Raw genomic sequence first — 21,306 nt, 5'->3', positions numbered from 1 at the left:
TCACAATATCAAACAAAATATCACTTAAATTAACAAGGAGAGCAGATGAAAACGGGATCTGAGTTTCATGTCGGTATCGTTGGCTTAGGGTCAATGGGAATGGGAGCAGCACTGTCATGTGTCCGCGCAGGTCTTTCTACCTGGGGCGCAGACCTGAACAGCAATGCCTGCGCTACGTTGAAAGAGGCAGGTGCTTGCGGGGTTTCTGATAACGCCGCGACGTTTGCCGAAAAACTGGACGCTCTGCTGGTGCTGGTGGTCAATGCGGCCCAGGTTAAACAGGTGCTGTTTGGTGAAACAGGCGTTGCACAACATCTGAAACCCGGTACGGCAGTAATGGTTTCTTCCACTATCGCTAGTGCTGATGCGCAAGAAATTGCTATCGCTCTGGCTGGATTCGATCTGGAAATGCTGGATGCGCCAGTTTCTGGAGGTGCAGTAAAAGCCGCTAACGGTGAAATGACTATCATGGCCTCCGGTAGCGATATTGCCTTTGAACGACTGGCACCCGTGCTGGAAGCCGTTGCCGGAAAAGTTTATCGCATAGGTGCAGAACCGGGACTAGGTTCGACCGTAAAAATTATTCACCAGTTGTTAGCGGGCGTACATATTGCTGCCGGAGCCGAAGCGATGGCACTTGCAGCCCGTGCGGGGATCCCGCTGGATGTGATGTATGACGTCGTGACCAATGCCGCCGGAAATTCCTGGATGTTCGAAAACCGGATGCGTCATGTGGTGGATGGCGATTACACCCCGCATTCAGCCGTCGATATTTTTGTTAAGGATCTTGGTCTGGTTGCCGATACAGCCAAAGCCCTGCACTTCCCGCTGCCATTGGCCTCAACAGCATTGAATATGTTCACCAGCGCCAGTAACGCGGGTTACGGGAAAGAAGACGATAGCGCAGTTATCAAGATTTTCTCTGGCATCACTCTACCGGGAGCGAAATCATGATCAAGATTGGCGTTATCGCCGATGATTTTACCGGCGCGACGGATATCGCCAGTTTTCTGGTGGAAAACGGTCTACCAACGGTACAAATTAACGGTGTTCCAACAGGTAAAATGCCGGAAGCAATCGACGCACTGGTGATCAGCCTGAAAACGCGCTCCTGTCCAGTGGTTGAAGCCACACAGCAATCGCTGGCGGCTCTGAGCTGGTTGCAACAGCAAGGTTGCAAACAGATCTATTTCAAATACTGCTCTACTTTCGACAGTACGGCGAAAGGTAATATTGGCCCGGTTACCGATGCCTTAATGGATGCTCTCGACACGCCGTTTACGGTCTTCTCTCCGGCCCTGCCGGTCAACGGACGTACGGTTTATCAGGGGTATTTGTTCGTAATGAATCAACTGCTGGCCGAATCCGGGATGCGCCATCACCCGGTAAATCCCATGACCGACAGCTATCTTCCCCGTCTGGTTGAAGCGCAATCCACAGGGCGCTGCGGCGTCGTTTCGGCACATGTTTTCGAACAAGGTGTGGATGCCGTTCGTCAAGAGCTGGCTCGCTTACAGCAAGAGGGCTACCGCTACGCGGTGCTTGATGCGCTGACCGAACACCATCTGGAAATTCAGGGAGAAGCCTTGCGCGATGCCCCACTGGTAACGGGCGGTTCTGGTCTGGCGATTGGCCTGGCCCGGCAGTGGGCGCAAGAAAACGGTAACCAGGCTCGCAAAGCAGGGCGTCCGCTCGCTGGGCGCGGCGTAGTGCTCTCCGGTTCATGCTCTCAAATGACCAACCGCCAGGTAGCACATTACCGTCAAATTGCACCAGCCCGTGAAGTTGATGTGGCACGCTGCCTCTCAATTGAAACTCTGGCCGCTTATGCACACGAACTGGCAGAGTGGGTTCTGGGCCAGGAAAGTGTACTTGCTCCACTGGTTTTTGCCACCGCCAGCACTGACGCATTGGCAGCAATTCAACAGCAATACGGTGCACAAAAAGCCAGTCAGGCAGTAGAAACACTGTTTTCTCAACTAGCGGCGCGGTTAGCAGCGGAAGGCGTGACACGCTTTATTGTCGCAGGCGGTGAGACCTCCGGCGTAGTCACACAGAGCCTGGGAATAAAAGGGTTTCATATTGGCCCAACCATTTCCCCCGGCGTGCCGTGGGTAAACGCACTGGATAAGCCTGTCTCACTCGCCCTTAAATCTGGCAACTTCGGTGATGACGCCTTTTTTTCACGAGCCCAAAGAGAGTTTTTATCATGAGCGATTTCGCAAAAGTAGAGCAGTCTTTGCGAGAGGAGATGACGCGGATTGCCAGTTCATTCTTTCAGCGCGGCTATGCAACCGGTTCGGCTGGCAATCTGTCGCTGCTTTTACCTGACGGGAATTTACTGGCGACACCGACAGGTTCATGCCTGGGCAATCTCGATCCGCAGCGGCTTTCCAAAGTCGCCGCGGATGGCGAATGGTTAAGTGGTGACAAACCCTCGAAAGAGGTGCTCTTTCATCTGGCGCTGTATCGCAACAATCCGCGTTGTAAAGCGGTGGTGCATTTGCACAGCACATGGTCGACGGCGCTTTCCTGCCTGCAAGGGCTGGACAGCAGCAACGTTATTCGTCCGTTCACACCATACGTGGTGATGCGGATGGGAAATGTCCCGCTGGTGCCTTATTACCGACCGGGCGATAAACGCATCGCACAGGATCTGGCGGAACTGGCAGCAGACAATCAGGCTTTTTTACTGGCAAATCATGGCCCAGTGGTTTGCGGTGAAAGCCTGCAAGAAGCCGCCAACAATATGGAAGAGCTGGAGGAAACGGCAAAGCTGATTTTTATTCTCGGTGACCGCCCGATCCGTTATCTGACCGCAGGTGAAATTGCGGAATTAAGGAGTTAATGCAATGCCTCGTTTTGCAGCTAATTTATCCATGATGTTCACCGAAGTGCCTTTTATTGAACGCTTCGCCGCAGCGCGAAAAGCCGGGTTTGATGCTGTGGAATTTCTGTTTCCCTATGACTACTCCACCCTGCAAATCCAAAAGCAACTGGAGCAAAACCATCTGACACTGGCGCTGTTCAATACCGCTCCCGGAGATATTAATGCGGGGGAATGGGGATTATCCGCCCTTCCCGGACGTGAGCACGAAGCACACGCAGACATCGACCTGGCACTGGAATATGCATTGGCGCTCAATTGTGAACAAGTCCATGTGATGGCAGGCGTCGTGCCCGCTGGCGAAGATGCTGAACGGTACCGGGCAGTATTTATCGATAATCTCCGCTACGCTGCCGACCGCTTTGCGCCACACGGCAAGCGAATATTAGTTGAAGCACTCAGCCCCGGCGTTAAGCCTCATTATCTCTTCTCCAGCCAGTATCAGGCACTGGCTATTGTTGAAGAAGTTGCGCGAGATAACGTGTTTATTCAACTAGATACTTTTCATGCGCAAAAAGTAGATGGCAACCTGACGCATTTAATCCGCGACTACGCCGGGAAATATGCGCACGTACAAATTGCCGGACTACCTGATCGACATGAACCGGACGATGGAGAAATCAACTATCCGTGGCTGTTCCGCCTGTTCGATGAGGTGGGATATCAGGGCTGGATCGGTTGTGAATATAAACCTCGTGGCCTCACCGAAGAAGGGCTTGGCTGGTTTGACGCCTGGCGCTAATTCGTTAAATCCCTAATTACAACGTACCCATACATCCCCCCATCTACGGATGGGGTAGGTTAACTATAACTTTCAGACAGGGTTTCCCATGTCCACAATTACATTGTTATGCATTGCGTTAACTGGCGTAATCATGCTGTTGCTGCTGGTCATCAAGGCAAAGGTACAACCATTCGTTGCTCTGCTCCTCGTCAGCCTGTTAGTCGCACTTGCGGCGGGTATACCGGCGGGCGAAGTGGGTAAAGTGATGATCGCCGGGATGGGCGGTGTGCTTGGTTCCGTCACTATTATTATTGGTCTGGGCGCTATGCTGGGGCGTATGATCGAACACTCTGGTGGTGCAGAGTCACTGGCTAATTATTTCAGTCGCAAGTTAGGTGACAAACGAACTATCGCTGCGCTGACTCTGGCAGCGTTCTTCCTCGGTATTCCCGTCTTCTTTGATGTCGGCTTTATTATTCTTGCGCCAATCATTTACGGTTTTGCCAAGGTTGCCAAAATATCGCCACTCAAATTTGGCCTGCCTGTCGCTGGGATCATGCTCACTGTTCACGTGGCGGTACCGCCGCATCCAGGCCCTGTCGCCGCAGCGGGGTTACTCCACGCAGACATCGGCTGGCTAACCATCATCGGTATTGCGATTTCTATTCCCGTAGGGGTTGTTGGCTACTTTGCAGCGAAAATAATCAATAAGCGCCAATATGCGATGTCAGTAGAAGTACTGGAACAGATGCAACTGGCTCCGGCCAGTGAGGAAGGCGCGACAAAATTAAGCGATAAAATAAATCCACCGGGCGTCGCGCTGGTCACCTCGCTAATTGTTATTCCTATCGCGATTATCATGGCGGGTACGGTTTCCGCAACACTGATGCCGCCTTCGCATCCCCTGCTTGGTACGCTACAGCTGATCGGCTCACCAATGGTAGCTCTAATGATTGCGCTGGTGCTGGCATTCTGGTTATTGGCTTTACGTCGCGGCTGGAGCTTACAACACACCAGCGACATTATGGGCTCAGCCCTTCCCACTGCGGCGGTAGTGATTTTGGTTACTGGTGCTGGAGGGGTATTTGGCAAAGTGCTGGTGGAATCGGGCGTCGGCAAAGCCCTTGCCAACATGCTACAAATGATTGACCTGCCTCTGTTACCAGCCGCATTTATTATTTCACTGGCGCTGCGTGCATCGCAGGGGTCAGCAACCGTAGCAATCCTGACAACCGGCGGGTTACTCTCAGAAGCGGTGATGGGATTGAATCCGATTCAGTGCGTATTGGTGACGCTGGCAGCCTGCTTTGGTGGGCTTGGCGCGTCACATATTAATGACTCAGGGTTCTGGATTGTGACCAAATATCTGGGGTTGTCGGTAGCAGACGGTCTGAAAACCTGGACAGTGTTAACGACCATTCTCGGTTTTACCGGATTCTTAATTACCTGGTGCGTATGGGCGGTAATTTGACCTTAATAAAAAGGTCCGATGGGCATCGGACCTTTTATTGTGCACAGAAAAGGCCAGCCTCGCTTGAGACTGGCCTTTCTGACAGATGCTTACTTACTCGCGGAACAGCGCTTCGATATTCAGCCCCTGCGTTTGCAGGATTTCACGCAAACGGCGCAGGCCTTCAACCTGAATCTGGCGAACACGTTCACGGGTGAGGCCAATTTCACGACCTACATCTTCCAGTGTTGCCGCTTCGTACCCCAGCAAACCGAATCGACGTGCCAGCACTTCACGCTGTTTGGCGTTCAGCTCGAACAGCCATTTGACGATGCTCTGCTTCATATCGTCATCTTGCGTGGTATCTTCCGGACCGTTCTCTTTTTCATCGGCCAGGATGTCCAGCAACGCTTTTTCGGAATCACCACCCAGCGGGGTGTCTACCGAGGTAATGCGCTCGTTAAGACGAAGCATACGGCTGACGTCATCAACTGGCTTATCCAGTTGCTCTGCGATCTCTTCCGCACTTGGTTCATGGTCCAGCTTATGGGACAACTCACGTGCGGTTCGCAGGTAAACGTTCAGCTCCTTTACGATGTGAATCGGCAAACGAATAGTACGGGTTTGGTTCATAATCGCCCGTTCAATCGTCTGGCGAATCCACCAGGTTGCGTATGTTGAGAAGCGGAAACCACGTTCCGGGTCAAACTTCTCTACCGCGCGGATCAGCCCCAGGTTGCCCTCTTCGATAAGGTCCAGCAACGCCAGACCACGATTGCCATAACGGCGGGCAATTTTTACCACCAGACGCAAGTTACTCTCGATCATCCGGCGGCGAGAGGCGACATCTCCACGCAGTGCGCGACGCGCAAAATAAACTTCTTCTTCGGCCGTTAACAGTGGTGAATAACCAATCTCACCAAGGTAAAGCTGAGTCGCGTCCAACACACGCTGTGTGGCTCCCTGCGATAACAGTTCCTCTTCGGCCAAATCGTTATCACTGGGTTCCTCTTCTACTAAGGCCTTTTCGTCAAAAACCTCAACTCCGTTCTCATCAAATTCCGCATCTTCATTTAAATCATGAACTTTCAGCGTATTCTGACTCATAAGGTGGCTCCTACCCGTGATCCCTTGACGGAACATTCAAGCAAAAGCCTGGTTCCGCCGATTTATCGCTGCGGCAAATAACGCAGCGGGTTTACGGATTTCCCCTTGTAACGAATTTCAAAATGCAAGCGTGTTGAACTGGTTCCGGTGCTACCCATGGTTGCTATTTTTTGCCCCGCCTTCACTTCTTGTTGTTCCCGGACCAGCATTGTGTCGTTATGGGCGTAGGCACTCAGGTAATCATCATTATGTTTGATGATAATCAGATTACCGTAGCCGCGCAGCGCGTTACCAGCATAAACAACGCGGCCATCTGCGGTCGCGATAATTGCCTGTCCTTTGCTGCCTGCGATATCAATCCCCTTGTTGCCCCCCTCAGAAGCGCCAAAGGTTTCGATCACTTTGCCCTCAGTCGGCCAGCGCCAGGTGGAGATAGGCGTACTGGTTGATGTACTGCTGACAGTTGGCTCGGTTGTGCTTGCTGTTGGTACCGTTACAGGCGCTGTGACCGTGGTCGCAGCTGGCTTGTTGTTCGGCAACATTTTGTTAGCACTCTGTTCACCCGAAGATTCAGAATACGTAATTGTCGGTTGCGACGCAACAGCAACGGTGGAATTTTGTGCAGGCTTGATCACAACTCCTTGCTCTGCTGCGTCGGCCTGGGTAATGGCATTTCCGCCAGTGATTGGCGTACCGGAAGCATTACCCACCTGCAAGGTCTGACCAACGTTCAGCGCGTATGGTGCCTGAATATTGTTGCGCTGAGCAAGGTCACGGAAATCGTTGCCAGTAATCCAGGCGATATAGAAAAGTGTGTCGCCTTTTTTCACGGTATAGGTACTGCCGCTATAACTGCCTTTCGGAATGTTCCCATACTGACGGTTATAGACGATGCGTCCGTTTTCCATCTGTACCGGCTGCTGAGCTACTGGCTGCACTGGCTGGATTTGCGGTTGTTGAGTAGCCTGAATTTGTGGCTGCTGTACCGGCTGAATTTGCGGTTGCTGCGCTGTAGACGTCGTCCCCATTTTCGGCGGCGGCGTAATCAACATACCAGAATTAGTATTTGCAGGCGCATTGCCATTAACGGAGCTGACCGGTGCCGGTGGATTTGAAGTGTCAGAACAGCCTGCCAGCCATAGCGAAACCAGTGACAAAGCCGCAATGCGGCGAACGGTGAATTTTGGGCTTCCCGCGCTCATTTATCCCCCAGGAAAAATTGGTTAATAACCAGTGACATAATTACCGTGCAAGGCACCCTACTGAACACTGGAAAAGATGTTCACGATACGCTGACCTGCGGCAAAATAACCAGGAAAAATCCAGGTATTTCCTCACGTTTTAAGCCAGCTCACCCTTCACTAAAGGGACAAAGCGCACGGCCTCCACGGTATCGATAATAAATTCGCCTCCCCGACGACGCACCCGTTTCAAATACTGGTGCTCCTCCCCTACGGGTAAGACGAGAATCCCGCCTTCGTCCAGCTGCGTCATTAGCGCAGTTGGAATTTCCGGCGGTGCCGCCGTAACAATGATAGCGTCAAACGGCGCACGTGCCTGCCAACCTTGCCATCCATCGCCATGACGGGTTGAAACATTATGTAAATCAAGATTTTTCAGGCGGCGACGTGCCTGCCACTGCAAGCCTTTAATCCGTTCAACCGAGCAAACATGCTGGACAAGATGCGCCAGGATTGCCGTTTGATATCCCGAACCGGTGCCAATTTCCAGCACCCGCGACTGCGGCGTTAGCTCGAGTAATTCGGTCATTCGCGCCACCATATATGGCTGCGAAATTGTCTGCCCCTGACCTATCGGCAAGGCGATATTGTCCCAGGCTTTTTGTTCAAACGCTTCATCAACGAATTTTTCACGCGGCACGGCGGCAAGTGCATTCAGCACCTGCTCATCCTGAATACCTTGCGCACGTAATTGATCCAGAAGTGCTTGTACGCGTCTGCTTACCATTGCGTGCCAACTCCCACGCTGTTTAACCAGTCTGAAACCACATCTTGCGCGCTATGCGCAGTTAAATCCACATGCAGCGGCGTGATGGAGACATAGCCCTCATCTACCGCAGCAAAATCGGTCCCCGGACCGGCATCACATTTACCGCCCGGCGGGCCAATCCAGTACAGCGTATTGCCGCGCGGATCTTGCTGCGGGATCACCTGATCTGCCGGATGTCGTGTACCGCAGCGCGTCACGCGAATACCTTTGATTTGATCCAAGGGTAAATCCGGAACGTTAATATTAAGAATACGCCCGGTGCGCAGCGGCTCTTTACACAGTGCGCGCAAAATTGAACAGGTTACCGCCGCGGCAGTGTCGTAATGTTTATGCCCGTCAAGCGAGACGGCAAGCGCCGGAAAACCTAAATGACGGCCTTCCATCGCGGCGGCTACCGTACCGGAATAAATAACATCATCCCCCAGATTCGGCCCGGCGTTAATTCCGGACACAACAATGTCCGGGCGCGGACGCATCAGAGCATTCACGCCAAGATAGACGCAATCGGTCGGGGTTCCCATTTGCACAGCAATATCACCATTTTCAAAGGTAAACGTGCGCAGGGAGGATTCCAGTGTCAGAGAATTTGAAGCGCCGCTGCGGTTACGATCGGGGGCGACCACCTGAACGTCAGCAAACTCACGCAAGGCTTTCGCCAGCGTTTGTATACCGGGTGCATGTACCCCGTCATCATTACTCAGCAATATGCGCATAATCACCTGTTGTGTTGATAAGTTCCCTGACAACGCTGGTTGCAAAACTACCCGCCGGAAGCCAGAAACGGATCTCTACGGTGACGTCATCCCACCAATTCCAGCTTAATTGTTGCGGATACAGCAGCATCGCTCTGCGCGCGGCTTCAACTTTTTCGCGCACCAGTAAAGCTTGTAATTCAGTTTCTGCGGCGACAGCTGCTTGTTCGAATGCCAGCGCTTCACGCTGAGTTCCCCATTCGCCACTGCCCGGCAATGCGGCGGTTATCATCAGCTCTTTATCGTTAACGCGACGCTGTAATTCCGCCAGTTCTTCGGTGGTTGCGACAAACCAGCTACCACGTCCGGCTAATTGTAGCGCATCGCCGTCAACAACTTGATTAACGTCTGCTTTTTTGAGGCGCTCAGCAACAATCTGATTAAACAACGCACTGCGGGCTGCCGACAACCAAAAACTCCGTTTATTGCGATCGCGCACCGGAGTATTGGTTTGCGCCCAGCGCTGCGCCCCCTGCAAGTTGCTACCGCCAATCCCAAAACGTTGGGCACCGAAGTAGTTCGGTACACCTTTTACGCAAATATCGTTCAGACGTTGTTCAACGTCATCGCGATTGCTCACTTCGCGCAGAACCAGGGTAAAGGCGTTTCCTTTCAGCGCCCCTAAACGCAGCTTGCGCTTGTGCCGCGCATACTCCAGCACCTGGCAGCCTTCCAGTTGAAAGGCGCTCAGATCGGGCATTTCCTTGCCCGGCACGCGAGCGCATAACCACTGTTCCGTAACAGCATGTTTGTCTTTTTGCCCAGCGAAGCTGACTTCACGGGCATGAATTTTCAGGAATTTCGCCAGTGCATCCGCCACAAAACGGGTATTGCAGCCGTTTTTGAGGATTCTAACCAGAATATGCTCACCTTCACCATCAGGCTCAAAGCCCAAATCTTCCACCACCACAAAGTCTTCCGGATTGGCTTTCAGCAGCCCGGTGCCTTGCGGTTTACCGTGGAGGTAAGTGAGATTATCAAACTCAATCATTTTGTTGCCTTAATGAGTAGCGCCACCGCTTCACAGGCAATCCCTTCCCCACGTCCGGTAAATCCCAGTTTTTCCGTAGTAGTGGCTTTCACGTTAACATCATCCATATGGCAGCCGAGATCTTCGGTAATAAACACGCGCATTTGTGGAATGTGCGGCAACATCTTCGGTGCCTGAGCGATGATAGTGACATCGACGTTGCCAAGGGTATAACCCTTCGCCTGAATACGACGCCAGGCTTCGCGTAGCAGCTCGCGGCTATCGGCACCTTTAAATGCCGGATCGGTATCCGGGAACAGCTTGCCGATATCCCCCAGCGCCGCCGCGCCAAGCAATGCATCGGTCAACGCATGGAGCGCCACGTCGCCATCAGAATGCGCCAGCAATCCTTTTTCGTAAGGAATGCGTACGCCACCAATGATAATTGGGCCTTCACCGCCAAAGGCATGTACGTCAAAACCGTGTCCAATTCGCATTATGTATTCTCCTGATGGATGGTTCGGGTGAGGTAAAACTCGGCCAGTGCCAAATCTTCCGGGCGCGTGACTTTAATGTTATCCGCACGGCCTTCGACCAACTGAGGATGGAATCCGCAATATTCCAGCGCCGAGGCTTCGTCGGTAATAGTCGCGCCTTCATTTAGAGCGCGCGTCAGACAGTCATGTAACAGCTCACGAGGGAAAAATTGCGGCGTCAGCGCGTGCCATAAGCCGTTGCGATCAACGGTATGAGCAATGGCATTTTTGCCCGGTTCGGCACGTTTCATAGTATCGCGCACTGGTGCGGCGAGGATCCCCCCCGTGCGGCTGGTTTCGCTCAACGCCAACAATCGCGCGAGGTCATCCTGATGCAAACAAGGACGAGCGGCGTCATGCACCAATACCCACTGCGCGTCGCCAGCGGCTTTCAGACCTGCCAGCACGGAATCGGCACGCTCATCACCGCCATCTACAACGGTGATTTGCGGATGATTCGCCAGAGGAAGTTGTGCAAAACGGCTATCGCCAGGACTTATGGCAATGACGACTCGTTTCACCCGGGGATGCGCCAGCAGCGCATGCACCGAGTGTTCAAGAATGGTTTGATTACCGATTGAGAGATATTGCTTAGGACATTCCGTTTGCATTCGACGGCCAAATCCGGCCGCCGGAACCACGGCGCAAACATCCAAATGAGTGGTTGCCATGTTAATTCCCGGGCTGATTTATCGATTGTTTTGCCCCGCAGACTGTGCGCGCTTCGACGCGTCAGGCACCAGACGATAAAAAGTTTCGCCCGGCCTGGTCATGCTGAGTTCATTACGCGCACGCTCTTCGAGCGCCTCCTGGCCGCCATTGAGATCGTCAATTTCGGCAAAAAGTTGATCGTTTCGCGCTTTAAGTTTCGCGTTTGTAGCTTGCTGTGCCGCCACATCATCATTGACGCGGGTATAGTCATGTATACCGTTCTTACCGAACCACAGCGAATACTGTAGCCAGACCAGAATAGCCAGCAACAGCAGCGTTAGTTTACCCATCCTGCCCCCTGAAAAACGGCATCATCATCCCATGCATCCGAAGACGACTCTACATCCTCTGTTGGGGATACCGCGACAACGCGGGCAAATGTACCACATTTGTCCATTGTTACGTATACCCAGGGCGTGCAGAACATAATCTCATTATTAGTTACGGTTTGAATTATGAACAGAGGAGACGGGAAAGTACAAATTAGCCCAGCAGCCACATAAACAGTGCGCCAAACATAATGCCTACTGTCACCAGGGTGAAAACAATACTGTAGCGTAGCTTTCCGTCCATCAATGAATGCAGCGCAATCCCCACCACTACCGCAACGGGCATCAGCGCCAGAAAGAAAGGCCAGGTGTAGATAAAGAAGAACAGCGTGTTAGAGCCATAAATCAACATCGGCATCGCCAGCGCAAATAACCAGGAGATAAAACCGACCACGGCACCAGGCAGTGACCATGTGGTTTCTTCATCCTCAGTAAGGCTGTCGTTATTTGTTAGTGTAATGTTATGGCTATTACGCATATTTGATCCTGTTACTTTGACGAACCGGGCATGGAAACCCGGTGGTGTCTCAGGATCTGATAATATCGTTCTGTCTCAACAGATCTAATAATTGCTGTACCAAATTTGTTACTAATTGTTCACCATTGAGATGAATTTCTGCCGATTCAGGCGCTTCGTAAACGGAATCTATTCCCGTAAAGTTGCGCAGTTCACCGGCACGCGCTTTCTTATATAAGCCTTTTGGATCGCGGGCTTCGCAAATCGCCAGCGGCGTATCGACAAACACTTCGATAAAGCGCCCTTCTCCTACGCGTTCACGAACCATCTGGCGTTCGGCGCGGTGTGGCGAGATAAATGCGGTCAGCACCACCAGTCCGGCTTCAACCATCAAATTCGCCACTTCACCGACGCGACGGATATTCTCTTTACGATCGGCATCGCTAAAACCGAGATCGCTGCATAATCCGTGGCGAACATTGTCGCCATCCAGCAGATACGTACTGACGCCGAGTTTATGTAACGCCTCCTCCAGCGCCCCGGCGACCGTTGATTTACCGGACCCGGAGAGGCCGGTAAACCACAGCACTACACCACGATGACCGTGGTGTAGCTCGCGTTGTTGCACAGTGACCGGATGGCTATGCCAGACGACGTTTTCGTCATGCAGCGCCATTATTTATCCCCCAGCAAATCGCGCGCGCCCCAGTGCGGAAAGTGGCGACGAACCAGAGCATTCAATTCCAGTTCGAATACACTGAATTCAGATGGCGCAGCAGTTGCCTGGCTAACTGGCTCGTGCACCATACCGGCACCCACGGTCACATTGCTCAGGCGATCGATAAAAATCAGCCCACCGGTAACTGGATTTTGCTGATAACGATCTAACACCAGTGGCTCGTCAAAAGTGAGATCCACCAGGCCGATGCCGTTCAGCGGCAGGTTTTCAACTTCGCGTTGGGTAAGGTTATTAATATCAACCTGATAACGAATGCCATCAACACGAGCACGCGTCTTCTTACCGGCAATTTTGATGTCATAACTCTGGCCCGGGGAAAGCGGCTGTTCCGCCATCCATACCACATCCACCGACGCGCTCTGCACAGCTGGTAACGCTTCGTCTGCCGCCAGCAGCAGATCGCCACGGCTGATGTCGATCTCATCCGTCAGCACCAGGGTGATCGCTTCTCCGGCAAAGGCTTCTTCGCGATCACCATCAAAAGTCACGATCCGCGCGACGTTTGATTCCACACCAGAGGGCAGCACTTTTAAACGTTGCCCGACTTCCACGCGACCGGATGCCAGCGTTCCGGCGTAGCCACGAAAATCGAGATTTGGGCGGTTAACGTACTGCACCGGGAAGCGCATTGGCTGAGCATCCACCACTCGCTGGATCTCCACGGTTTCCAGCACTTCGAGCAGTGTCGGACCGCTGTACCACGGCATACTTTCACTTTGCGATGCCACGTTGTCGCCTTCCAGTGCAGAGAGCGGCACAAAGCGGATATCCAGATTACCCGGCAGCTGCCCGGCAAAGGTCAAATAATCTTCACGAATACGGGTGAACGTCTCTTCACTGTAATCCACCAGATCCATTTTGTTGATCGCCACGACCAGATGTTTGATCCCCAACAGTGTGGAGATAAAACTGTGACGACGGGTTTGATCGAGCACGCCTTTACGGGCATCGATCAGTAAGATCGCCAGTTCACATGTCGATGCGCCAGTCGCCATATTGCGGGTGTACTGCTCGTGCCCTGGGGTGTCGGCGATAATAAATTTACGCTTCTCGGTAGAGAAATAGCGGTAGGCCACGTCAATGGTGATGCCCTGTTCGCGCTCAGCTTGCAGGCCGTCCACCAGCAGAGCCAGATCCAGCTTTTCGCCCTGGGTGCCGTGACGCTTACTGTCGTTATGCAGCGATGAGAGCTGATCTTCATAGATTTGGCGGGTATCGTGCAGCAGACGACCAATCAGGGTACTTTTGCCGTCATCGACGCTACCACAGGTCAGAAAACGCAGCAGGCTTTTATGTTGTTGCGCAATCATCCAGGCTTCGACGCCGCCTTCATTGGCGATTTGTTGTGCAAGTGCGGTGTTCATCTTAAAAATACCCCTGACGTTTTTTCAGCTCCATGGATCCCGCCTGGTCGCGGTCAATCACGCGGCCCTGACGTTCACTGGTGGTGGAAACCAGCATCTCTTCGATGATCTCCGGCAGTGTTTGTGCATTTGACTCCACCGCACCGGTCAGCGGCCAGCAGCCCAGCGTACGGAAACGCACCATCCGTTTTTTAATCACTTCGCCCGGTTGCAGGTCGATACGGTTGTCATCAATCATCATCAACATACCGTCGCGTTCCAGAACCGGACGTTCCGCAGCGAGATACAGCGGCACAATGTCGATATTTTCCAGCCAGATGTATTGCCAGATATCCTGCTCGGTCCAGTTAGAGAGCGGGAAGACACGGATGCTTTCGCCTTTATTAATTTGCCCGTTGTAGTTGTGCCACAGCTCCGGGCGCTGATTTTTCGGATCCCAGCGATGGAAGCGGTCACGGAAAGAGTAGATTCGCTCTTTAGCGCGGGATTTCTCTTCGTCGCGGCGCGCACCACCGAAGGCGGCATCAAAACTGTATTTATTCAGCGCCTGTTTCAGGCCTTCAGTTTTCATAATATCGGTATGTTTCGCGCTGCCGTGCACGAATGGATTAATCCCCATCGCCACGCCTTCCGGGTTTTTATGCACCAGCAGCTCGCAGCCATAGGCTTTCGCCGTACGATCGCGGAACTCATACATCTCGCGGAATTTCCAGCCGGTATCAACATGCAGCAACGGGAAAGGCAGCGTACCTGGATAAAACGCCTTGCGCGCCAGATGCAGCATGACGCTGGAATCTTTACCGATAGAGTAGAGCATCACCGGATTTGAGAATTCTGCCGCCACCTCGCGAATAATATGGATGCTTTCCGCCTCCAGTTGCCGCAGGTGAGTAAGTCGTATTTGATCCATAACCGTTCCTTTGCAATACCGCTATTTTCTTGCCATCAGATGTTTCGACTATAGGGAGCGTAAGAGAACGAATGAAATTACCAATTAGAATGAGTAGTTCCTTAACGGAATAACGATTTGGCAAAGCTAATATCAAAAAGTGCTTAAGGCACCGGATTTCGGGCGTTTAGGAAGATTTGAAATTGTTTTAGCGCAGCGGCAGTTTCATACTATGGCGGTAAAAAAATTTGCATGGTATTTAAGGACTCACTATGTTTTCCGCATTGCGCCACCGTACCGCTGCCCTGGCGCTCGGCGTATGCTTTATTCTCCCCGTACACGCCTCGTCACCTAAACCTGGCGATTTTGCTAATACTCAGGCACGACATATTGCTACTTTCTTTCCGGGACGCATGACCGGAACTCCTGCAGAAATGTTATCTGCCGATTATATTCGCCAACAGTTTCAGCAAATGGGTTATCGCAGTGATATTCGGACATTTAATAGTCGGTATATTTATACCGCCCGCGATAATCGTAAGAGCTGGCATAACGTGACGGGAAGTACGGTGATTGCCGCTCATGAAGGCAAAGCGCCGCAGCAGATCATCATTATGGCGCATCTGGATACTTACGCCCCGCTGAGCGATGCTGACGCCGATGCCAATCTCGGCGGGCTGACGTTACAAGGAATGGATGATAACGCCGCAGGTTTAGGTGTCATGCTGGAACTGGCAGAACGCCTGAAAAATACGCCTACCGAGTATGGTATTCGATTTGTGGCGACCAGCGGCGAAGAGGAAGGGAAATTAGGCGCTGAGAATTTACTCAAGCGGATGAGTGACACCGAAAAGAAAAATACGCTGCTGGTGATTAATCTCGATAACTTAATTGTTGGCGATAAATTGTATTTCAACAGCGGTGTAAAAACCCCTGAAGCAGTAAGGAAATTAACGCGCGACAGGGCGCTGGCAATTGCACGCAGTCACGGAATAGCCGCAACGACCAATCCGGGTTTGAATAAAAATTATCCGAAAGGCACTGGGTGTTGTAATGACGCAGAAATATTCGACAAAGCGGGCATTGCTGTACTTTCGGTGGAAGCGACTAACTGGAATCTTGGGAATAAGGATGGTTATCAGCAACGCGCAAAAACAGCCGCATTCCCTGCGGGAAATAGCTGGCATGACGTAAGACTGGATAATCAACAGCATATTGATAAGGCACTTCCTGGAAGAATAGAACGTCGCTGCCGTGACGTTATGCGGATAATGCTACCTCTGGTGAAGGAGTTGGCGAAGGCGTCTTGATGGGTTTGAAAATGGGAGCTGGGTGTTCTACCGCAGGGGCGGGGAATTCTAAGTGATATCCATCATCGCATCCAGTGCGTCCGGTTTATCCTCGCTGACGCGGGGAACTCTTGGTTGTTCGGCGTTTTGAAGAGAACAAAAACGGTTTATCCCCGCTGGCGCGGGGAACTCTTCCCGCGCGATTGCGATCGCCATCGTCCGATCGGTTTATCCCCGCTGGCGCGGGGAACTCTATATAAACGAGGTGAATTTATGGAAACTGTACGGTTTATCCCCGCTGGCGCGGGGAACTCCGGTCAGGGGAACAGCATAACAATTCCGTGCCCGGTTTATCCCCGCTGGCGCGGGGAACTCAGCCGGATGCTGATCGATACCGCGCATCACCGCGGTTTATCCCCGCTGGCGCGGGGAACTCGTTAGGCAGGTGGCGATGTTCAGCGCCGGATGCGGTTTATCCCCGCTGGCGCGGGGAACTCAATTCATAAATTAATTTACTATTTTGAGTGCGCGGTTTATCCCCGCTGGCGCGGGGAACTCCATTAATTGGGAACGCCTCATCACTGCCACCGCGGTTTATCCCCGCTGGCGCGGGGAACTCCCCCACGCATTGTACTCTGTGCAGGCGTAACCCGGTTTATCCCCGCTGGCGCGGGGAACTCTTCATTATAAAAATCCATTTTGATTAAAGACTCGGTTTATCCCCGCTGGCGCGGGGAACTCAGGCTCAATAATGCCGCTGCGAACTCCAACGCCGGTTTATCCCCGCTGGCGCGGGGAACTCCCCAATCACGGAAATATCTACCGTGTTGATCTCGGTTTATCCCCGCTGGCGCGGGGAACTCAGATCGGAATGGCTGCGGTCGTCGCATTTTTTCGGTTTATCCCCGCTGGCGCGGGGAACTCGGTGAACCCCATCACCAAGAACATGAAGCCGTCGGTTTATCCCCGCTGGCGCGGGGAACTCTCTAAAAGTATACATTTGTTCTTAAAGCATTTTTTCCCATAAAAACAACCCACCAACCTTAATGTAACATTTCCTTATTATTAAAGATCAGCTAATTCTTTGTTTTCAAACAGGTAAAAAAGATACCAACCTTAAACCATCCAAATCTACCGGGGTACGCCTGTTTACCCCAAATGTCTGGAACTCAAATCCCGATTCCGTATTCGTTGCCCATGCCATCACTACATTGCCTTCTTCCGCCAATCCAGCTATTTGTTCCCAGATCATTTCACGAATTTTTGCGGATACATCACCTACATATACCCCTGCACGTACCTCCAACAACCAGATGGCTAATCTGCCTCGTAAGCGCGGAGGTACATTTTCAGTGACCACGACCAACATACTCATTTCAGCTACTCCGATGGCCTGCATCTCCCAGTGAAACAGGAAGCGGAATGGCAACAGGCTGTGCATCTTCAGGTGGGGCCGGCGGTTGTATTTCTCCAGCAGCAAGCACGTCCTCTATAAGCGGAATCAATTTGGCTAATGTTTTACTACTGCGAAAAATATCCCTGCACGCCAAACGGACTTCCCGGTCCGGCTCACCAGGATTACAACGCGCTATCTCAAAAGCTTTCGGTACAACAGTGTCAAATTTAATGATGTCCGCGATATCGTAAACAAAGGAAAGAGGCTTTCCTGTATGCACAAACCCAATAGCTGGTGCATAACCAGCTGCAAGTATCGCCGCTTCAGTTACGCCGTATAAACAGGAAGTTGCAGCGCTAATGCATTGGTTGACCGTATCGCCCTTTTCCCAGTCTTTCGGATCGTAACGACGTCCATTCCATGTCACCCCGTATTGCTTCGCCAGAAGTGCATAAGTTGCTCGCACACGGCTTCCTTCTATACCTCTGAGTTGTTCTACGGAGCGTCGGGCGGGCGCAGGTTCACCAAACCGAAGTTCAAACATTTTGCGTACTACCTTCAGACGCAAATCTTCATCCAGAGCAAGTTTTGCCTGGTAGAGCAGCTTATCTGAACGCGCACCACCAGGCTGACCAGAAGCATAAACACGAACGCCCGCTTCCCCCACCCATACCAACAATGTTCCAACTTGCGCAGCCAAGCGTACAGCTGCATGCGAAACCCGTGTACCAGGTTCCAGCATGATGCAGGCAACCGAGCCAACAGGAATATGAGTGCGGATCCCTGTCTTGTCGATAAGTACAAACGCGCCATCTATTACATCGATCTGCCCATATTGCAGAAAGATCATGGAGACGCGATCTTTGAGTGGAATGGGGTTAAGAGGAAGCCAAGCCATTTTATTACACCTCAATCACAGTGGAGCCAAAGATAGCAAACCACATCCCATCGATTTGGCTGGCCCAATACCTTGCTGTAAAAGATCTATTAACGCTGGCGCATCGTTAATGGTGAGCACACCTTCAAAGCAAACCGTTTGGATTTTTCCATTTTTACCTTCCCCAGAAAAATACTGTGGCCGTTCCGATATGGGATGCACATCTTCAACGCGCGCCGCATTGCCCAATTTACGTTGCAACCACGCGATTTGTTCTGCTTCTTTTATTAACGGAACCCGACAGCGTTTAATATTCCCTTTACTGTCCAGGCGCTTTTGATTGTCGAGAATAGTTTTGATCGGATTTGCCCGAAGCCGAAAATAGAGTGGAACACCAACCTGAAGTTGAAATTCAACCTGTTTAGTTTTAATGACTGTCGCAACGGCAGTTGAAACAGGCATTTGCGCTGACTGCAATAAAACATGACAGCCTTCTGGTGTGTTTCGCTTCTCAACATGAAAAAGAAAATCACGAGCAGCATCCGGTCTGTTTGGAAATAAATGCCATAATCCCTGGTGAAGTTGGTAAAGATCCCTGCTCCAGGCCCTGGCAATGATGATTTTACTGAGATACATCCATACCTCCTTTAATCACATACCATTCTCGGGAAGCAAATTGTCGAGGTAAGGTGATCATCGGTTCGTCGCGCGCCGTAAATTTTAAATGATGCCCTGTAACTGATTCCTCACTATATATATCGCCGCCAACGGGCTCATAATTTAATAGCGCCTTCTGAGGATCCGATGCCTGGCATGTTGCAAGAAAAAGCGGGTGTGTTAGTGGGCAACTTCTCCGCCCCAGATACGGTGTATACCGAGGCTTTAATACTGCTTTTTCAAGTTCTGACATAACCATCGTTGCCTGTGGTGTTAACCAGATAGCGATGGTAAAGGAGGCATCACATAAATATTCGCGCCATGTTTGAATCGTTTCATGACTTTTCAAACCACGGTAATCTTCTCGCGCTCCAAGGACTGTATGGTAATCACGCAACCCCGTTACAGACACACGACGATCGTCAAGAATGAGTTCATCGCAGCGCACTGCAAATTGCACACTCTCTGATAACGCCTGTAATGAAGAAGTATCATCACGTTGGATCCCAAGACAAGCCCCGAGTAGCCCTAATAACCCGCTTCGGGTCGGAAATCTTCCGGTAGGTCGCGTTCCTTCAAAGGTCGGCTGTCCCCAAGCTTGCATTGGCCCAGCAAGTCGCAAGATCAAATAAGATTTCATGTTCACGCCTCGCCATTATTACGAACCCAGGACTTTAACTGTTCTAAAGTAGGCATTTGCTGTACCTGACCAGTAATAGGGTCTACATCAGACAAGCTGAATTGCGCAGCGGCTCCGTTCAGACCATATCCATTGGCAACGCGATCCCAATATTGATTAAACGCCTGTAAAGACGGTTGCAAAAAGCCATCTTTCGCTTTCACCGCTTTTTCAAAAGCATTTGCCATAGAAAGTGGCATATCGGAGAAATTAACCATTACCATATCCGCAGGGTTAAAAGCGGCATAAGTACGCTGTTTTGCTCCAGGGACCTCTGTTGCCAGCATATGAACAACATGGGTTGCAATTTCCAGAGCCTGCTCCCTGGAGGCACCGCCTAAATTTTCCTGAAGTTGAGCGAGGTTAATATTGGCATAACGATAAAAAACACCCGATGAAAATTCCTGTGTTCCCAGATGTGCAGAACCTTGTTCCTGTAAATCATCTACGGCGGTGAACCAGTCAATATCAGAATCAACCTGATGGGTAGTGATCGCATGCGCAATGGACATTGCACCATCAACTTTTCCCAACTCACTCATCATGCCGCTGGTTGCCATTCTTCCACTAAGCGCAATATCAACACCCTGCTGTAAATTCACACGTATGGCGGCAATATCTTCCTTAAGAGCTTTGAGCAGCTTTTTATCATCCAGATTATCAGCCTCTGCTTTTGCAACCTGCTCACAGAACCAGGCTATTTCTCCCACAACCCAGGGAGTAACCGCATCGGCAGAAATCTTTTCGGCTTCATCAACTGATTTACCGGAGAGCAGAGCTAATGTCTTATCGATGATTTTTTGCTCAAAACGTTCACCAAGTTTTTGCCGAAGAACATCACGTAATTGTGCAAGATGAATTGTTCTGAGACTGGATTCACCAATATTTTGTGCATAATAATCACTTTTACGCATCGCACGTTTAAGGCTTTGACTTGAAATTCTTACTCGTCTTTTCCCGCCGAAAATAGCGTCTTTCTGCATGTTCATATCGTCGCGGTTCAGACATGAAGGGCTGTGAGAGATCAGAACATGAATATTGATAAAGTTAGACATAGAAAGGTTTCCTTACGCATTTTTGTTTGTGGTCAATACAAAATCTTCCAGAAGTTGCTGGCGTTCGCGCTTTCCCCACCAGGTCAACATCCTGGCCATTAATGGCCAGTCAAGTACGGGTTCGGCGTGAGTAAGTAATCGACGTAACTGGACCATATCGGCTGTTCTGTCAGCCCGAATTAATTGAAAGATACGGCGCTCGTTAATTCTTCCACTATTGGCTAAAGCTCTTCCCAACGAGAAACCTGTTGTTTGCTCCGGTTTTTTGTCCTGATGTCGGATGACATTCTTTCCTGCGCTCAGGCAAAACACCATGCGCAAAAGAGCCTGCTGGTGACGTGGGTTTTCCCAACCAGGTAATGACTCCAACTTATTGATAGTGTTTTATGTTCAGATAATGCCCGATGACTTTGTCATGCAGCTCCACC

The 21,306-nt window shown here is 51.3% G+C and carries 24 protein-coding genes, 1 pseudogene and 1 CRISPR repeat array; of the genes and pseudogenes, 6 read left to right on the top strand and 19 right to left on the bottom strand.

The features are described 5' to 3' along the window. Positions 1 to 45: 45 nt before the first annotated feature. From ltnD to RTW80_RS09745, 5 genes are all read left to right on the top strand, one after another. A complete protein-coding gene (gene ltnD / locus RTW80_RS09765) occupies positions 46 to 954 on the top strand; it encodes an L-threonate dehydrogenase (RefSeq protein ID WP_000847971.1) in 909 nt (302 codons plus the stop codon). Next, entirely contained in the window at positions 951 to 2,213 is a 1,263-nt protein-coding gene (gene otnK, locus RTW80_RS09760) for a 3-oxo-tetronate kinase (RefSeq protein ID WP_000590403.1), read from the top strand. Before ltnD ends, otnK begins: the two co-directional genes overlap by 4 nt. Next, positions 2,210 to 2,848, top strand: a complete 639-nt coding sequence (locus tag RTW80_RS09755; RefSeq protein WP_001278994.1) for an aldolase — start codon at positions 2,210 to 2,212, stop codon at positions 2,846 to 2,848. The genes otnK and RTW80_RS09755 overlap by 4 nt, the downstream gene beginning before the upstream one ends. 4 nt (positions 2,849 to 2,852) lie before the next feature. Beyond that, positions 2,853 to 3,629 carry an HPr family phosphocarrier protein gene (locus RTW80_RS09750; protein WP_001136925.1) on the top strand — a complete coding sequence of 259 codons (777 nt, stop codon included), beginning with the start codon at positions 2,853 to 2,855 and terminating at the stop codon, positions 3,627 to 3,629. An 88-nt stretch (positions 3,630 to 3,717) separates the two neighbouring features. Then, positions 3,718 to 5,082: a GntP family transporter gene (locus tag RTW80_RS09745; protein WP_000104459.1), complete on the top strand. Its 1,365-nt coding sequence runs from the start codon at positions 3,718 to 3,720 to the stop codon at positions 5,080 to 5,082. Between the two features lie 93 nt (positions 5,083 to 5,175). Here the strand turns inward: RTW80_RS09745 and rpoS are convergent, their stop codons facing one another. The 12 genes from rpoS to cysD all read right to left on the bottom strand — a co-directional run bounded on the left by rpoS (position 5,176) and on the right by cysD (position 14,946). Next, a complete protein-coding gene (rpoS, locus tag RTW80_RS09740; RefSeq protein ID WP_000081550.1) occupies positions 5,176 to 6,168 on the bottom strand; it encodes an RNA polymerase sigma factor RpoS in 993 nt (330 codons plus the stop codon). A gap of 62 nt (positions 6,169 to 6,230) precedes the next feature. Next, the gene (gene nlpD / locus RTW80_RS09735; protein ID WP_224692580.1) at positions 6,231 to 7,325 is read right to left on the bottom strand and encodes a murein hydrolase activator NlpD; all 1,095 of its coding nucleotides are present in this window, start codon (positions 7,323 to 7,325) and stop codon (positions 6,231 to 6,233) included. A gap of 184 nt (positions 7,326 to 7,509) precedes the next feature. Beyond that, a complete protein-coding gene (gene pcm / locus RTW80_RS09730) occupies positions 7,510 to 8,136 on the bottom strand; it encodes a protein-L-isoaspartate O-methyltransferase (protein ID WP_000254708.1) in 627 nt (208 codons plus the stop codon). Then, complete coding sequence (gene surE, locus RTW80_RS09725) at positions 8,130 to 8,891, bottom strand: 5'/3'-nucleotidase SurE (RefSeq protein WP_001295182.1); 762 nt, start codon at positions 8,889 to 8,891, stop codon at positions 8,130 to 8,132. The genes pcm and surE overlap by 7 nt, the downstream gene beginning before the upstream one ends. Beyond that, entirely contained in the window at positions 8,872 to 9,921 is a 1,050-nt protein-coding gene (gene truD / locus RTW80_RS09720; protein ID WP_000568946.1) for a tRNA pseudouridine(13) synthase TruD, read from the bottom strand. The genes surE and truD overlap by 20 nt, the downstream gene beginning before the upstream one ends. After that, positions 9,918 to 10,397 carry a 2-C-methyl-D-erythritol 2,4-cyclodiphosphate synthase gene (gene ispF / locus RTW80_RS09715; RefSeq protein WP_124064006.1) on the bottom strand — a complete coding sequence of 160 codons (480 nt, stop codon included), beginning with the start codon at positions 10,395 to 10,397 and terminating at the stop codon, positions 9,918 to 9,920. The genes truD and ispF overlap by 4 nt, the downstream gene beginning before the upstream one ends. Further along, on the bottom strand, positions 10,397 to 11,107 hold the full coding sequence (gene ispD, locus RTW80_RS09710; RefSeq protein WP_000246138.1) for a 2-C-methyl-D-erythritol 4-phosphate cytidylyltransferase: 711 nt from the start codon (positions 11,105 to 11,107) through the stop codon (positions 10,397 to 10,399). Before ispD ends, ispF begins: the two co-directional genes overlap by 1 nt. A gap of 18 nt (positions 11,108 to 11,125) precedes the next feature. Further along, positions 11,126 to 11,437: a cell division protein FtsB gene (gene ftsB, locus RTW80_RS09705; protein WP_000517476.1), complete on the bottom strand. Its 312-nt coding sequence runs from the start codon at positions 11,435 to 11,437 to the stop codon at positions 11,126 to 11,128. Between the two features lie 193 nt (positions 11,438 to 11,630). Next, positions 11,631 to 11,954 (bottom strand): DUF3561 family protein, encoded by a 324-nt coding sequence (locus RTW80_RS09700; RefSeq protein WP_001246104.1) that lies wholly within the window; start codon positions 11,952 to 11,954, stop codon positions 11,631 to 11,633. Positions 11,955 to 12,003: 49 nt separating this feature from the next. Further along, the gene (gene cysC, locus RTW80_RS09695; RefSeq protein WP_001173673.1) at positions 12,004 to 12,609 is read right to left on the bottom strand and encodes an adenylyl-sulfate kinase; all 606 of its coding nucleotides are present in this window, start codon (positions 12,607 to 12,609) and stop codon (positions 12,004 to 12,006) included. Next, positions 12,609 to 14,036: a sulfate adenylyltransferase subunit CysN gene (gene cysN, locus RTW80_RS09690; protein ID WP_096967628.1), complete on the bottom strand. Its 1,428-nt coding sequence runs from the start codon at positions 14,034 to 14,036 to the stop codon at positions 12,609 to 12,611. The genes cysC and cysN overlap by 1 nt, the downstream gene beginning before the upstream one ends. A 1-nt stretch (position 14,037) precedes the next feature. Continuing rightward, on the bottom strand, positions 14,038 to 14,946 hold the full coding sequence (gene cysD, locus RTW80_RS09685) for a sulfate adenylyltransferase subunit CysD (RefSeq protein ID WP_000372110.1): 909 nt from the start codon (positions 14,944 to 14,946) through the stop codon (positions 14,038 to 14,040). Positions 14,947 to 15,197: 251 nt separating this feature from the next. Here cysD and iap point away from each other — a divergent pair, with 251 nt between their 5' ends. Then, the gene (gene iap / locus RTW80_RS09680) at positions 15,198 to 16,235 is read left to right on the top strand and encodes an alkaline phosphatase isozyme conversion aminopeptidase (protein WP_000490426.1); all 1,038 of its coding nucleotides are present in this window, start codon (positions 15,198 to 15,200) and stop codon (positions 16,233 to 16,235) included. A gap of 81 nt (positions 16,236 to 16,316) precedes the next feature. Beyond that, positions 16,317 to 17,199: a CRISPR direct-repeat array (repeat unit 29 nt; unit sequence CGGTTTATCCCCGCTGGCGCGGGGAACTC). A 105-nt stretch (positions 17,200 to 17,304) separates the two neighbouring features. Here the strand turns inward: iap and cas2e are convergent. The 7 genes and pseudogenes from cas2e to RTW80_RS31310 form a co-directional block, all read right to left on the bottom strand. Beyond that, positions 17,305 to 17,589, bottom strand: coding sequence for a type I-E CRISPR-associated endoribonuclease Cas2e (cas2e, locus tag RTW80_RS09675; protein WP_001416755.1), 285 nt, complete (start codon positions 17,587 to 17,589; stop codon positions 17,305 to 17,307). A gap of 1 nt (position 17,590) precedes the next feature. Then, a complete protein-coding gene (gene cas1e / locus RTW80_RS09670; RefSeq protein ID WP_000312399.1) occupies positions 17,591 to 18,508 on the bottom strand; it encodes a type I-E CRISPR-associated endonuclease Cas1e in 918 nt (305 codons plus the stop codon). Positions 18,509 to 18,523: 15 nt separating this feature from the next. Continuing rightward, on the bottom strand, positions 18,524 to 19,123 hold the full coding sequence (cas6e, locus tag RTW80_RS09665; RefSeq protein ID WP_000281395.1) for a type I-E CRISPR-associated protein Cas6/Cse3/CasE: 600 nt from the start codon (positions 19,121 to 19,123) through the stop codon (positions 18,524 to 18,526). Further along, positions 19,110 to 19,784: a type I-E CRISPR-associated protein Cas5/CasD gene (gene cas5e / locus RTW80_RS09660; RefSeq protein ID WP_000844431.1), complete on the bottom strand. Its 675-nt coding sequence runs from the start codon at positions 19,782 to 19,784 to the stop codon at positions 19,110 to 19,112. Before cas5e ends, cas6e begins: the two co-directional genes overlap by 14 nt. 2 nt (positions 19,785 to 19,786) lie before the next feature. After that, complete coding sequence (gene cas7e, locus RTW80_RS09655) at positions 19,787 to 20,878, bottom strand: type I-E CRISPR-associated protein Cas7/Cse4/CasC (protein WP_085448449.1); 1,092 nt, start codon at positions 20,876 to 20,878, stop codon at positions 19,787 to 19,789. Between the two features lie 12 nt (positions 20,879 to 20,890). Continuing rightward, positions 20,891 to 21,232: pseudogene (gene casB, locus RTW80_RS09650) on the bottom strand (type I-E CRISPR-associated protein Cse2/CasB); the annotation flags it as partial. 16 nt (positions 21,233 to 21,248) lie between these two features. Beyond that, positions 21,249 to 21,305, bottom strand: a complete 57-nt coding sequence (locus tag RTW80_RS31310) for an IS1 family transposase (protein ID WP_003032489.1) — start codon at positions 21,303 to 21,305, stop codon at positions 21,249 to 21,251. Position 21,306 lies beyond the last annotated feature (1 nt).

It is taken from the genome of Escherichia sp. AM3, assembly GCF_032029835.1.
Classification (GTDB): domain Bacteria; phylum Pseudomonadota; class Gammaproteobacteria; order Enterobacterales; family Enterobacteriaceae; genus Escherichia; species Escherichia coli.
The sequence above is the reverse complement of the archived record's forward strand: the minus strand, read 5'-3'. Positions and strand labels throughout refer to the sequence as shown.